This is a genomic window from Pseudoalteromonas sp. Z1A2, assembly GCF_011378755.1.
In the GTDB taxonomy this organism is placed as follows: domain Bacteria; phylum Pseudomonadota; class Gammaproteobacteria; order Enterobacterales; family Alteromonadaceae; genus Pseudoalteromonas; species Pseudoalteromonas distincta.
This window is the reverse complement of the sequence record NZ_WTKX01000008.1, coordinates 101,315-115,378: the sequence shown is the minus strand read 5'-3', so window position 1 is coordinate 115,378 and position 14,064 is coordinate 101,315. Positions and strand designations below refer to the sequence as shown.

Here is a 14,064-nt window from a genome sequence, read left to right as displayed (position 1 = left end):
AGTGTTAATAGGCATTTTATGAAAGCTTATAAGCTTTCTATTTTAGTTTTTTGCTCAAGTAACTTAGTTTTAGCATCGCTAAACTCAGCCAGTTTTGCATTTTCTTTAGCAAGTACGGCTTCAGGTGCGTTGTTTACAAACTTTTCGTTAGCGAGTTTGTTTTGCACTTGTGCTAGGCCTTTTTCTGCTTTTTCGAGTTGCTTATTAATACGCGAAAGCTCGGCTTCCACATCAATTAAGCCTGCCATTGGGATCATGATCTCAAGGTTGCCAACATAAGACGTTGCACATGCAGGTGCCCCGTCTTTGTTTTCAAGCATTGTAAACTCTTCAATTTTTGCAAGTGATGCTAAAAATGATTTGTTTTCTTCAATGCGGCGCACGTCGTCGCTTGATGCATTAGCAAGTAATACGCTAAGCGGTTTACTTGGGCTAATATCCATTTCACCACGAATGTTACGAATAGCTAAAATGAATTGTTTAACCCATTCTAAGTCGTCCATCGCTTTAGCATCAACGCTTGCTTCATTATATACAGGGAACGGCTGAACCATAATGCTGGTGTTTGTTGTTTCAAGGCCTGCAAGAGGTGCAACACGTTGCCAAATCGTTTCAGTGATGTACGGCATCATTGGGTGCATTAAACGCAGTAAGCTTTCAAGTACGGTAATAAGTGTATTACGTGTACCACGTTGCTGCGCTTCATTACCTTTAAATAATACCGGCTTAGTTAGCTCTAAGTACCAATCACAGAACTGGTTCCAAGTGAATTCGTAAAGCGTGTTAGCAGCTAAGTCAAAGCGGTAGTTATCAAGGTGCTCAGTGTATGTTTTAACTGTTGACTCAAATTGACCTAAAATCCAGCGGTCAGCTAATGAAAGCTCTTTTTGTGCATCGTTTGCAAAACCACAGTCTTGCTCTTCTGTATTCATTAATACGTAACGGCTCGCGTTCCATAATTTATTACAGAAGTTACGGTAACCTTCAAGGCGGTTCATGTCCCAGTTAATATCACGACCGGTAGATGCCATTGCAGCAAGTGTAAAGCGAAGGGCGTCGGTGCCGTGTGCCTCAATACCGCCTGCAAATACTTTACGCGTATCTTTTTCAATTTTAGCGGCAAGTTTTGGCTGCATCATGTTACCAGTACGTTTTTGTACTAGGTCTTCAAGTTCAATGCCGTCAATCATGTCTAGTGGGTCAAGTACGTTACCTTTTGACTTAGACATTTTATCGCCATTGTCATCACGTATTAAGCCCGTTACATATACGGTTTTAAACGGAACTTGTGGTTTGCCATTTTCGTCTTTTACAAAGTGCAGCGTCATCATAATCATGCGCGCAACCCAGAAGAAAATAATATCAAAACCAGTTACCAACACGTCAGACGGGTGGAAGGTTTTTAAATCATCGGTATTTTCAGGCCAACCTTGTGTAGAGAACGTCCAAAGTGCTGACGAGAACCACGTATCAAGTACGTCTTCGTCTTGGCTTAGCGTTACGTTATCTGCAATGTTGTTTTCACGGCGTACTTCAGCTTCGTCGCGACCAACAAATACATTGCCTTCACTGTCGTACCAAGCTGGAATGCGGTGACCCCACCAAAGCTGGCGTGAAATACACCAATCTTGTACGTCGTTCATCCACGAGAAGTACATGTTTTCGTATTGCTTAGGTACAAATTGAATGTCGCCGTTTTTAACAGCGTCTTTTGCAGGTTCAGCAAGTGGTGCAACACGTACATACCATTGGTCGGTAAGCAGTGGCTCAATTACCACACCAGAGCGATCGCCGTAAGGAACCGTTAAACCATGGTCTTCAATTTTTTCAAGTAAACCTAGTTCTTCAAATTCTGCCACAATTGCTTTACGCGCTGCAAAACGATCTAGGCCGTGCAAGCGCTCAGGTATTGGTGCATCAAACTCAAACTCTTTACCGTCAAAGGTGTATGTTTCACCTTGGGTAAGAATAGCGGCGTCTTTATCGAAAATGTTGATCATAGGCATTTGATGACGCTTGCCCACTTCGTTATCGTTAAAGTCGTGCGCTGGGGTTATTTTTACACAGCCCGTGCCTTTATCTTTATCGGCGTGTTCGTCAGCAACAATTTTAATACGACGATTAACGATGGGTAATAAAATCTCTTTACCGATTAAATCTGTGTAGCGCTCATCATCAGGATTTACTGCAACACCTGAGTCACCCAACATGGTTTCAGGACGTGTTGTTGCTACTACTATGTAGTCTTTTCCGTCTTGTGTTGTAACGCCATCAGCTAATGGGTAACGTAAGTTCCACATGTGGCCTTGCTTGTCTTTGTTTTCAACTTCAAGATCAGAAATAGCCGTGTGTAATTTTGGATCCCAGTTTACTAGGCGCTTGCCTCGGTAAATTAGGTTTTCTTTATGGAGGCGTACAAACACTTCTTTAACAGCTTCAGATAAACCATCATCCATGGTAAAGCGTTCACGATCCCAATCAACCGATGCGCCAAGGCGACGAAGCTGCTTAGTGATAGTACCGCCAGATTCTTTTTTCCATTCCCAGATTTTATTAATAAAATCTTCGCGGCCTAAATCGTGGCGTGTTTTGCCTTCTTCGGCATGCAGTTTACGCTCAACCAACATTTGCGTTGCAATACCTGCGTGGTCAGTACCTACTTGCCATAATGTGTTGTTACCTTGCATACGTTTAAAACGCGTTAGGGTATCCATTATTGTATCTTGGAAGGCGTGGCCCATGTGTAAGCTACCAGTGACATTTGGCGGCGGGATCATAATTGAATATGGTACGCCTTGGCCAGATGGCTTAAAGTAGCCTTTTTGTTCCCAGTCTTGATATAGAGACTGTTCAATATCTTGCGGATTGTAGGTTTTATCCATTACACAGAACCTTAAATAAGTACTTAAATTAGTTGGTTAGTTTGCCTGATTGGCTAGCTATTAATATCTTGCGTGGTGAGATTGGCACCGAGTTGGCGTAGCTTTTTAAAACGCTCGCGGGCTGCTTGCTTAGCAGCTGGCTCTACGGGTACAAAATCAAAAACTTGGTTAAACCGACGAATGTAATCCGGTAACTGAGTAGCCAAGTTAATTAAAACTTTACGATTGCCAACAGGTGGCGTAATACCAATTTCTACAGGTGCGCCGCCTTTAGGGCCTTCACCTTGTAAATTATGTGGCACAAAACTATCTGGATCGAATGCCCAAATTATTTCATCAATGGCACAGGCTGCTTCGTTATCGTTAACACAAATAAACACACGCTGCCCATTTCGATACTGATCGGCCGCAATTTGAGCTGCCAATGCAAAATGATCGTCAGCCTTCGCTTTAGACTCATCTTGTTGCTTTAGAACGAAAAATTTAGCGTTCATGTTCATTGTATCGGGGTTTCCCATGACATTGAATGTATACCAAATTGATATACACAAATTAAGAGGCAGATTTTGCCATATAACGGGGTTTGCTTCAATTAATACACAAATAAATAAGGCGCCAAATGGCGCCTTATAAATAGCTAAATAGATTATTAATCGTGCGTAGCTTCGCTTACACCCGCTCGATTTAATAAATACTGAGTAAGCATAGGAACAGGACGGCCCGTTGCGCCTTTTTTAGCGCCACTGCGCCACGCTGTACCGGCAACATCTAAATGTGCCCAATTATACTTTTTAGTAAATTTAGATAAGAAACATGCCGCAGTAATAGTACCCGCAGAGCGTCCACCTAAGTTCGTAAAGTCAGCAAATGGGCTTTCTAGTTGATCTTGATAGTCATCCCATAACGGTAACTGCCATGCACGGTCGCCACTTTGCTCAGACGCTTTTAATAAATCGTGCGCAAGTGGGTTATGGTTTGATAGTAAACCAGTAGCATGCGCGCCAAGGGCTACAATACACGCGCCAGTTAGCGTTGCTACGTCAATAACCGTATCTGGATTAAAGCGTTCAACATATGTTAGTGCGTCACATAATACTAAGCGGCCTTCAGCGTCGGTGTTTAATACTTCAACTGTTTGCCCTGACATTGTTGTTAAAATATCACCTGGACGATACGCATTTGAGCCAGGCATGTTTTCACAACCCGCTAAAACACCAATAACGTTAATCGGCAATTGCATTTGTGCAAGTGCACGCATTGCGCCAATAACGCCTGCTGCTCCGCCCATGTCGTATTTCATTTCGTCCATGCCTTCGCCTGGTTTTAATGAAATACCGCCTGAATCAAACGTTAAACCTTTACCAACAAGTACAATAGGGGCTTGGTCATCAGCGGCGCCTTTGTAGTTAATAATCGACATAATCGATTCGTTATCACTACCTCGGCCAACAGCTAGGTAAGAATTCATACCAAGTTCTGCCATTTGCTTTTCGTCAATAAGATCAACAGTGATGTTGTCAAAATCAGTTGCCAGCTCTTGTGCTTGTTCACCTAAGTACACAGGATTACAAATATTTGGTGGCATATTAGCTACGTCTTTACATAGCTTACTACCTGCTGCAATGGCTAAACCATGCTCAATAGCGCTTTCGCCAATAGTTAGTTCGCGTCGTGTTGGTACGTTAAACACCATTTTACGCAGTGGACGGCGAGGGTCTACTTTTTTACTTTTCAGTTGGTTGAACGTATATAAGCAGTCTTGCGTTGTCTCAACTGCCTGACGTACTTTCCAGTAGGTGTCTCGACCTTTAACGTGTTGCTCTGTTAAAAAGCAGACTGCTTCCATAGAGCCCGTTTCGTTTAAGGTATTAATAGTTTTAGAAATGATTTGTTTATATTGCTTATCATCAAGCTCACGCTCTTTACCACAACCAACAAGCAATATGCGCTCGCTTAATACATTAGGTACATGATGCAATAACAAAACTTGGCCTGGCTTACCTTCTAAATCGCCACGGCGAAGTAAATTAGAGATATAACCATCACTAATTTTATCGAGTTGTTCACCAATGGGGGATAACCTACGTGGCTCGTAAACGCCAACCACAATACATGCGCTGCGCTGTTTTTCTGGGCTACCACTTTTTACGTTAAATTCCATTGTTACTCCTGGTTTTGAGTCGTTTAAGTTACTAAGTTGGGGCTAAAAAAGTATTTTCTAGTCTTATCTACGTAACTTATGTAAGGATAATTCTTATTTTAGCTGATTTTGTTAGACTCTTACTGTGTAATTGAACTTTATATGCTTAAGGGCTACTAATGCAACATTATATCGTGCACTTAGGTAGGATAATTAATTTTGATGGCTTATAATAATAGCCTATTTGCCGGTATTAATTGGGTAAAATAGCTATTTAACTATTCAATTCTCACTATCGTAGTGAAATTCCATGTTTAACAGGGGCGAGCATTGCTAATTTTCCGTTATTTGACCGCTGAGGTTTTAAAATCGCAGGTCGCCGTATTTTTAACTTTGATGACAATATTTTTGTCACAAAAGTTAGTTGGTATTTTAGGTGATGCCTCTGAGGGCAGCATTCCTGCTAAATTAGTGCTATCGATGATTGCACTAAAACTTCCACAACTAGCCTCGCTAATACTTCCGCTGAGTATATTTTTAGGCATTATTTTAGCCTACAGCCGTATTTACGCCGATAGCGAAATGACCGTACTTAAAGCCTGTGGCGTAAGTGAATGGTATGTTGTGCGCGTAACACTTATATCAAGTGTAGGGCTTGCTATATTAGCCGCAGCACTGACTATGTATATTGCGCCGTGGGCAAGCGAGCAAGAGTATCAATTAAAAGAACAAGCCAAAGCCGATGCGGGGCTATCCGCACTCAGAGCTGGGCGGTTCCAAGAAACCGGTAACGAAAAAGCCGTGGTGTTTATTCATAATATTGAAAAGGGTGGCAAAGAGCTCAATAAGGTATTTGTTGCACAGTTACCCGATAGCGAAAAAGGCAACCTAGCGCGCTTAGTATATGCAGAGCAAGGTGTTGTGGTTGAAGCCGTAAATGGTGAGCAACAGCTCGTGCTAACAGACGGTAAACGCTACGAAACAGATGGCACAACGCCTGCACTTAACTTAACAGAATTTGATGGTTACAGCGTACAAATACGAGAACAAGAAATAGAACACCAACGCCGTAAATTAGAGGCTGTGCCAACTAACCAATTATTGGCTATAAATACTCCTGAATCTATTGCTCAATGGCAATGGCGACTCGCTATTCCGTTATCAATTCCGCTACTTACCTTACTGGCAGTACCGCTAAGTGTGGTTAATCCTCGCCAAGGTAAATTTGCAAAACTAGTACCTGCTATAAGCTTGTACTTAGGCTATTTTATTTTACTAAATGCCGCTAAATTTGCAGTTGAAGATGGCAAAATTCCGCCTTCAATTGGCTTGTGGTGGATTCATCTAAGTGCCTTGTTTATAGGTGGATTATTAATTATAAAAGGGCGACCGTTGGGCGCTTGGCTTAAAGCCGTTGTAACTAAGCGGGAGTTAGGCTCATGATGAAAACGCTTGATTGGTATTTAGGCCGCAGTATTTTACAAACTACCGGCTTTGCATTGTTGGTACTTGTTGGTATTAGCACCTTAATTAAGTTTATCGACCAGCTAAAGTCGGTAGGGCGTGGCAGTTACGATTTAATGACCGCAATGCTTTACACGCTTTACACAATACCTGGCGATTTAGTGGTGTTTTTTCCGATGGCTGCGCTAATTGGTGGCTTAACGGGTTTGGGGGCACTTGCCTCAAACAGTGAGCTGGTAGTGATGCAAGCGGCTGGTATGTCGCGCTTACAAATAATTGGCTCTGTGATGAAAACGGCCATATTTATGGCTGTATGCATGATGGCACTTGGCGAATGGGGTGCACCTGAAGCGCAATTACACGCCAAAGAAATGCGTAACCAAGCAATACATGGCGGCGATGTATTTAACACACAAAAAGGTGTATGGGCTAAAGACGGCAGCAATTTTATTAATATTGAAGATGTTGACGAAAACGGCAGGCTCAATGGGGTACACATGTACCACTTTGACAAATCGTTAGAGCTTACCCAAATCACTAAAGCAAAAGATGCACTGAGCCGAAAAGAAGGCTGGCTACTTCGTGATGTAAATAAGGTTATTATTACGAGCGAAAAAACCACAACAGAGCAACTACCAGAAGAGTTTTACCCTTCACAATTGACCGCTGAAAAGTTAGGAGTTGTGTCGGTAAAACCAGAGTCACTTTCATTTACTGGGCTTTGGTCGTATTTAACTTACTTAGAGCAAAACGAACAAGACACTAGTACCTACGAGCTTGCACTGTGGCGTAAGCTTATGCAGCCTGTATCTGTAGCGGTAATGCTGCTGGTGGCGCTCTCGTTTATATTTGGCCCGCTGCGTACCGTTACTATGGGCGCACGTATTATTATGGGTGTTGTAACGGGGATCGTGTTTCATTTAACTAATGAAATATTTGGCCCTGTAGTTATGGTTTACCAAATACCTGCCATTATAGGGGCGGTATTACCTAGTATTATATTTATAGGCTTTGCGACATATTTGATGAATAAACGGGTATAGAGTACCTATTCAAAGTATGAAAAAGGGTGACCAGTGGTAACCCTTTTTGCTTTTTAATTACCAGTTTTGGAAAGCAGGTATTAATCAAGCTCACTATAAATACGTCTGTTTTCTTCTTTAGTAAGCGCAATAACTTCTGTTTTAGAGATGTAGTCTTGTAGTGCTTTTTTGTTTTTAAAATCGACTAACACCACCAAATTACCTAAACCGAGTAAAGCGCTAACGCTGCGGATAATTGATTGCGGCCAGCTAATTAAATTACCTTCAAGAGTTTGTACTTTTAAACGCCATGCACGCATGCCAATGGTTTGCCCGCTTTTAGTCCAAAAGTAGCCAAAAAATACTAAGCTAACAATAATTAAAAGAGCGGTACGAATACCCGAAAGAAGATTTGAATTTTGAATAAATGCAGATACATCCTCTGCGCCATTTAAACTAATTACATCGAGAGAAATAAGCCCCTGTACTGCAAATAAATACAGCACTACAGTTAACATCGCAAACGCAATAATGGCTAACGTATCGTAGACCAACGACGCAAAACGGCGCCAAAAACCAGCACGTGGAAACTCACCCGACATAAATACACTCTCACTATTAATATGCGAGCTAGTTTAACAAAAAAGCTTACAAATACTAAGACATGTTAATGTTTAGAGAGAATTGATTTTATTGCTGTAAATTACTACCTACGGAGGGGAATGAAAAAGACCCTACTATTTACAGTAAGGCCTTTTAATTTATAGCGAGTTTAACCTAGCTTAATAGCAAGGTATTTTATGTCGTCACCACTTATTTGCGGTAAAAAATAAATATCGCCGTATTTAAAATACTGCTGTGAGTTAATTATTACGGCCTGTGCTGTCTGAGGCAATGAATCGTAAGTTTGGCCTAAGCTATAGTCATTCACATTACCCACTTTTACTGCCTGATTAAGGCGAGTTGATGGCTCATCAACAACCGTATAACCATCATTATCCGCAATGTAGTATACATTTTGATAAGTGTAGTAAGTCGTATTGTGGTGTTTAAAATGCCTGTAATTTCTTGGTAGCGTATTTATACGCAGGCCTCTAGGTGGTTTAACAACATGGTAGCCTCTTTTAGCTTTACGGTAATAAAGGCCGTCGTTAAACGTAAACGAAATACCATTAAATCTGATTGATGCGCTATTGCGTGGTAAATGGTTTATAAATCGATTTTGTCTGTAAGCGACTGAATTGTGATGGCTTGTTAAGTAGTTATATTTTCGCTGGTTGTAGCGGTGTAGTTCACGCTTTTCCTGTTTGTACTTATCAAGTTTACGTTTTTCTTGCTTACGGTCTTCTCGTTTTTCTTTTTTATGCTCAATACGCTGCTTTTTTTCATGGCGGCGTTCATCGCGTTTATATTCAACACGTTTGTCGTGATCGCGTTTAAAGCTTTTATCATTCTCTCGCTCGTTTTGTGCTCCAAGCGCAGAGCCTGATACTGCGCCAATGGCGAGCAGGGCAGGTAGTAAAAAAGTAAGTTTCATAATATTGCCTCGTTTATGTTTTTACATAACTGGGTTCAATACTAGCGGCTCAAACTGAATGTTAACTGACATACAACAGCAAACGGAGTTATGCTTACAGCTTTTTACATTTTACTGACGGTTCTTGACATAATCTCTAGTTTTTGACGATTATAGGAACGTTTTAATATACCAAAATGATTAGTCGTGTCATAAAAAATGGCTATTAAATTAGTAATTAAGCCTTCCTTGGCTTTGCTGGTTAATTACTTTTGATAAAAAGGATAATCGCTATAACCTACTTCAGTACCGCCATACATAGTGGCTGCATCAGCTTCGTTAAACGTCCAATTATTTGCTATACGCTCTGGTAAATCAGGGTTAGCTATAAATGGGCGACCAAATGCAAATAAGTCACCGTAACCTTCACCTAAAATACGCACTGCTTTTTCTACTGTGTATTTACCTGCATAAATAATGCGCCCTGAAAATTCAGCTCGGACTGCTTTATAAAATTCTTGTGGTAAATCGGGAGCGTTATCCCAATCAGCTTCCGCAATCGATAAGTAAGCAATACCTGCTTGCTCAAGCACTTTAACGGCCTGGATATAAGTGTGATGAGGGTTTGATTCAACAAGTCCTAAATACACTCGTGTTTCATCTGTGCTTTCAAATAAAGGAGCAAAGCGAACACCTAAACGATCAGAGCCTACAACGTCACTTACCGCTTCAACTATCTCTTTTAAAAAGCGCAGGCGATTACTAAGCGTTCCACCGTATTGATCGTCACGGTTATTAGTATGCTCAGAAATAAACTGATTAACTAAATACCCGTTAGCACAATGAAGCTCCACACCATCAAAGCCAGCTTCTAAAGCATTGCGTGCAGCTTGAGCGTACATGTTTACCAGTTCACCAACCTCAGTAGTACTTAATGCACGAGGCTCACTTGGGTCAGCCAATGCGCCTTCACCAGGTGCGGTTTCAATAAATACTTTTACATTGTCAGCAATAATATCTGAAGGGCCAACCGGTTTACCTGAATTTGGTTGTAGTGTGGCGTGCGATACGCGCCCTACATGCCAAAGCTGAGCAAAAATAACGCCGCCTTTAGCGTGTACTGCATGTGTTACTTTTTTCCAGCCTTCAATTTGTGCTTGCGAGTGAATACCTGGGGTCCAAGCGTAACCTTGCCCACGAGGTTCTATTTGTGTGCCTTCGGTAACCATAAAACCAGCCGATGCACGCTGCGAGTAATACTCAGCCATTAATTCATTAGGAATATTGCCAGGCTGAGTGCTGCGAGAGCGAGTAAGAGGAGGCATCACAATACGGTTTTTAAGTGTAAAAGGGCCAAGCTCAATTGATGAGAATAAAGGAGCGGTATTAACTAAATCTGATTTCATTTTAAATTCTCTTATAAAGCAAACAAAGGCTTAAATAGTGGTTAAGCAACATTGGCAGCATAGAGATTTAAGGATACAATTTGAAACAACACTTTTTTGTACAGCATACAATTATGAATGGTATTAGTCGGCTTGATATAAAACAGTTAAGAGTACTCAGTAGCTTATTAGAACTGCAAAATCTTTCGCAAGTAGCCAAAAAAATGGGGTTAACGCAACAAGCTATTAGTGAGCAACTACGAAAGCTACGAGACTTATTTGACGATCGCTTGTTTATTCGCCAAGGTAATAACATGGTTGCTACTCCTAAAGCGCAAGGACTCAAGACGCCTGTTAATCATATTTTAAAGCAATTAGAGTCGTTACTAGAGCCCGAGCAGTTTAGCCCGCAAACTTATAAAGGTGTGTTTACCATAAGCGCAACCGACTACGCCACGCAGGCTTTATTGCCACAATTATTTAATATTACCCGCCGCGAAGCGCCAGGTTTAAAGCTGATAGTGCGCGACTTTGCATCCGACAACGTTAATCAACTTATAACGGCAGGCGAGCTTGATTTGCTGATAAGCTTTCCAGAATTTATACCCGACAACCTTTCTTATATCACCTTGTTTGAAGAACAGCATTTGTGTATTACCGGTATAGGTAACACTACTTACACTGAACCTTTGAGTTTGGCGCAATTTGCAAAGCATCCACAGCTAGTGGTGTCGCCATCTCGTGCAAATTTGCGCGGATCGCACGATCAGTGGTTTGAAAGCCAAGGGCTAAAACGTAATATTGTAATGTCGGTACCGAGCTTTTCAGCAGTGCCCGACATTTTACATACAACCGATATGCTCGCGTTTTACCCATCAAGATTATTACCAAACAGCAAAGTTAAACAGCTAAAAATAGAAGCTCTGCCTCCTACATTTAAAGTAATAGCCGCATGGCATCCGCGTACTAATAACAGCCCTATTCATAAATGGTTGATAGAGCAATTACAAAACTTATAACGATATAAAACATCTAAAGTGACTACTTTTTACTGTTAAATTAGCAACCCAATATTTAGATTAAATCATTTAACCCCTCCTTAACCCTCGACCTAATAAGCTATGTGTAATAGTACGAATTAGGCATAGTTAAATGGTTTATTTTAAAAAGCACTCAACCGGTTTTTTACTTGCACTTAGTTGTACGCTTGCTGCATGTAGTAGTCAGCCAAGCTATCAAGGTAATAGTACTGAGCAGTCGCTAAAGCAACATACAAACTGGCAGTACACGCAAAGTAACGCACAGCAAGTAAATTACATTACCGATTTGGTGGATATTGAAGGGCTTGATTCGCTTATTGAGCAAGCTGTTACTAATAACCCATCGTTTAATCAAGTGCATGTTGCATTAAAACTAGCTTATGCGCAGCGTGATGTAACCGCTGCAAGTCAGTGGTTTAGTGTAGATGCAGGATTTGACGCGCAGCGCAGTAAAACCGAAGGCACGCAATACAGCTCATCAGTAGGTATAAGTTGGGAAGCCGATATATGGCAAAAAATTGCTGACAACGTAGCCGCGCAAGATATGACTATTGCCAGTAATCAAGCTACTTATCAAGGCGCTAAAGACACCTTAGTAGCCAGCGTGATACGCACGTATTTAAACATTATTTTGCAGCAAAATTTGCTCGATATAGAGCAACAACGTTTAGTTGTTTTACAAAATAATGAGCAAAGTATTGTAGAGCGCTACCAATATGGATTAGGTGATTTAGAAGCGCTTGATACCGCCCGTACTAGCACGGCATCTACTCGCGCAACCATTGCCGATTACCAAGAACAAATAGCAAAAGCAAAGCGTGCTTTAATGCTAATTGTAGGCACTGATAAACTTCAAAACCTGCCAAATACATTAACACTACCAAGCGTTATTGAGCCATTAAGTACATTACCAGAGCAAGATTTAGCGCGCCGACCTGACTTACAAAGTGCCTATTACAACATTCAGGCAAAGCATTACTTGGTTGATGTATCGTACAAAGAGCTACTACCGAGTATTTCGCTTTCGGCATCACTGAGTGATTTAGCAAGCACGCCAAGCCAAGCATTATTAACTAGCCCAGTGTGGAGTTTATTAGGCAGTTTAAGTGCCCCTTTATTTGAAGGTGGAGCACTGCGTGCGCAAGTTGATATTGCAAAATTAAATGCCGAGCAAGCGTTTTGGCAGTACCAAGATACGCTGCTAAGTGCGGTAAACGAAGTTGAAAATGCACTCGGGCAGGAGCAATCATTAACCGAGCAGCAACTGCAAATTAGCAATGCACTTGCTAGCGCTAAACGCAGCTTTAGTAACTATCAAAGTAAGTATCAACAAGGTTTGGTTGATATTTTAGATTTGCTAACAGTGCAACAAAAAGTATACGACCTGCAAGCCCAGCTTAGCCAAATAAACTACACCCTTTTAACTAACCGCATAGATTTAGGCCTCGCTTTGGGCCTTGGAGTATCGTCATGAAAATTTCGCCAACACCGGTTGTTGTAACGCTTGTTGCTATTGTTTGTATAGGGCTTGCTATTATGTATAACGGTCAAAAAATGGCTGAAAAAGCAAATAGTCCACAACCTGCCGCTATTAAAGCTATTGTCCCAAATGTATCGGTAATTAATGCAGCTCCGAGCACTTATCAGGCTTATGTTAGCGGCCACGGTGAAGCTAAAGCGCATTGGTCACTTAGCTTAAAAGCACAAGTTAAAGGCGAAGTAACCAGTATGAGCGAGCAATTTGCGACCGGTAACTTAATAACTAAAGGGCAGGTGTTTGCACAAATTGATGACACCGAATACTTACAAGCTCTAGCTAGCGCAAAAGCAACATTGGCTGATGCAAAACTAGCACTGCAAGAAGAACAAGATTTAGGTAATCAAGCAAAACGTGAATGGGATCGCTCAGGCGTTACGCAAGCGCCAAGCTCGCCGCTTGTATTTAGAACGCTGCAGTTAGAAGCCGCGCAAGCTACGCTCGATAAAGCACAATATGCACTTAAAACCGCACAGCGTGATGTAAATAACACCCAGTTAAGTGCACCATTTGACGCTGTTATTTTATCGCGCGATATAGATTTAGGTACTTATGTGAGTATTGGCGATACGCTTGCCACGCTAAACAGCACTGACAAAGTAGAAATAACGGTGCCGCTTTCATTAAGTCAGTGGCAAAACCTAGCAAATAATAAATCAGGCGATGTTATTTTAACTGATGTAACCACTAATACTAAATGGAACGGTTATATTGCACGTTTTGAGCAACATCTTGATGACAGCTCGCGTCAACGCAGCGTAATTGTTGCCTTAGATAAACCGTTTGAGCAAACAACGCCGTTACTGCCTGGCACATTTTTAGCGGTAGAAATTGCCGGTAAGCAGTTAACTAACGTAATAAAACTGCCTGCTTCGGCGGTATCTCAAGATGGCTTAATTTGGTACGTAAATGATCAAAATAGCTTAGTAAGCACACACGCTAATAAAGTATTTGAGCGTGGGAATTACGTATATATTACGCCAGTAGATGGTGCTAAAAATCTAAAAGTGGTGGCGCGCCCACTTGTTAGTTACTTAAACGACATGAAAGTAAATCCAATAGTTGAGGAGATATAATA

General features: G+C 41.3%; 11 protein-coding genes. 5 read left to right on the top strand and 6 right to left on the bottom strand.

The genetic code is table 11. The annotated features are described in order from the left end of the window. Window positions 1-26: 26 nt before the first annotated feature. The 3 genes from GQR47_RS08015 to pepA all read right to left on the bottom strand — a co-directional run bounded on the left by GQR47_RS08015 (window position 27) and on the right by pepA (window position 5,043). The gene (locus tag GQR47_RS08015) at window positions 27-2,882 is read right to left on the bottom strand and encodes a valine--tRNA ligase (RefSeq protein WP_024596460.1); all 2,856 of its coding nucleotides are present in this window, start codon (window positions 2,880-2,882) and stop codon (window positions 27-29) included. Between the two features lie 53 nt (window positions 2,883-2,935). Beyond that, window positions 2,936-3,382: a DNA polymerase III subunit chi gene (locus GQR47_RS08010; RefSeq protein WP_002962020.1), complete on the bottom strand. Its 447-nt coding sequence runs from the start codon at window positions 3,380-3,382 to the stop codon at window positions 2,936-2,938. A gap of 149 nt (window positions 3,383-3,531) precedes the next feature. Further along, on the bottom strand, window positions 3,532-5,043 hold the full coding sequence (gene pepA, locus GQR47_RS08005; protein ID WP_024595639.1) for a leucyl aminopeptidase: 1,512 nt from the start codon (window positions 5,041-5,043) through the stop codon (window positions 3,532-3,534). Window positions 5,044-5,352: 309 nt separating this feature from the next. Between pepA and lptF the strand changes: the two genes are divergently transcribed. Both lptF and lptG read left to right on the top strand, forming a co-directional pair. Continuing rightward, the gene (gene lptF / locus GQR47_RS08000; RefSeq protein ID WP_002962016.1) at window positions 5,353-6,465 is read left to right on the top strand and encodes an LPS export ABC transporter permease LptF; all 1,113 of its coding nucleotides are present in this window, start codon (window positions 5,353-5,355) and stop codon (window positions 6,463-6,465) included. Beyond that, window positions 6,462-7,529, top strand: coding sequence for an LPS export ABC transporter permease LptG (gene lptG, locus GQR47_RS07995; RefSeq protein WP_024603537.1), 1,068 nt, complete (start codon window positions 6,462-6,464; stop codon window positions 7,527-7,529). Before lptF ends, lptG begins: the two co-directional genes overlap by 4 nt. Window positions 7,530-7,609: 80 nt before the next feature. Here lptG and GQR47_RS07990 read toward each other — a convergent pair whose 3' ends face one another. The 3 genes from GQR47_RS07990 to GQR47_RS07980 form a co-directional block, all read right to left on the bottom strand. Beyond that, entirely contained in the window at window positions 7,610-8,110 is a 501-nt protein-coding gene (locus GQR47_RS07990; protein ID WP_002962012.1) for an RDD family protein, read from the bottom strand. 170 nt (window positions 8,111-8,280) lie between these two features. Further along, window positions 8,281-9,045: a DUF6515 family protein gene (locus tag GQR47_RS07985; RefSeq protein WP_024597087.1), complete on the bottom strand. Its 765-nt coding sequence runs from the start codon at window positions 9,043-9,045 to the stop codon at window positions 8,281-8,283. 245 nt (window positions 9,046-9,290) lie between these two features. Then, complete coding sequence (locus GQR47_RS07980) at window positions 9,291-10,430, bottom strand: alkene reductase (protein WP_024597086.1); 1,140 nt, start codon at window positions 10,428-10,430, stop codon at window positions 9,291-9,293. An 80-nt stretch (window positions 10,431-10,510) separates the two neighbouring features. Here GQR47_RS07980 and GQR47_RS07975 point away from each other — a divergent pair, with 80 nt between their 5' ends. From GQR47_RS07975 to GQR47_RS07965, 3 genes are all read left to right on the top strand, one after another. Continuing rightward, window positions 10,511-11,428 (top strand): LysR family transcriptional regulator, encoded by a 918-nt coding sequence (locus GQR47_RS07975; RefSeq protein ID WP_197142277.1) that lies wholly within the window; start codon window positions 10,511-10,513, stop codon window positions 11,426-11,428. 133 nt (window positions 11,429-11,561) lie between these two features. Next, window positions 11,562-12,923 carry a TolC family protein gene (locus GQR47_RS07970; RefSeq protein WP_024596693.1) on the top strand — a complete coding sequence of 454 codons (1,362 nt, stop codon included), beginning with the start codon at window positions 11,562-11,564 and terminating at the stop codon, window positions 12,921-12,923. Next, on the top strand, window positions 12,920-14,062 hold the full coding sequence (locus GQR47_RS07965; RefSeq protein WP_024596692.1) for an efflux RND transporter periplasmic adaptor subunit: 1,143 nt from the start codon (window positions 12,920-12,922) through the stop codon (window positions 14,060-14,062). Before GQR47_RS07970 ends, GQR47_RS07965 begins: the two co-directional genes overlap by 4 nt. Window positions 14,063-14,064 lie beyond the last annotated feature (2 nt).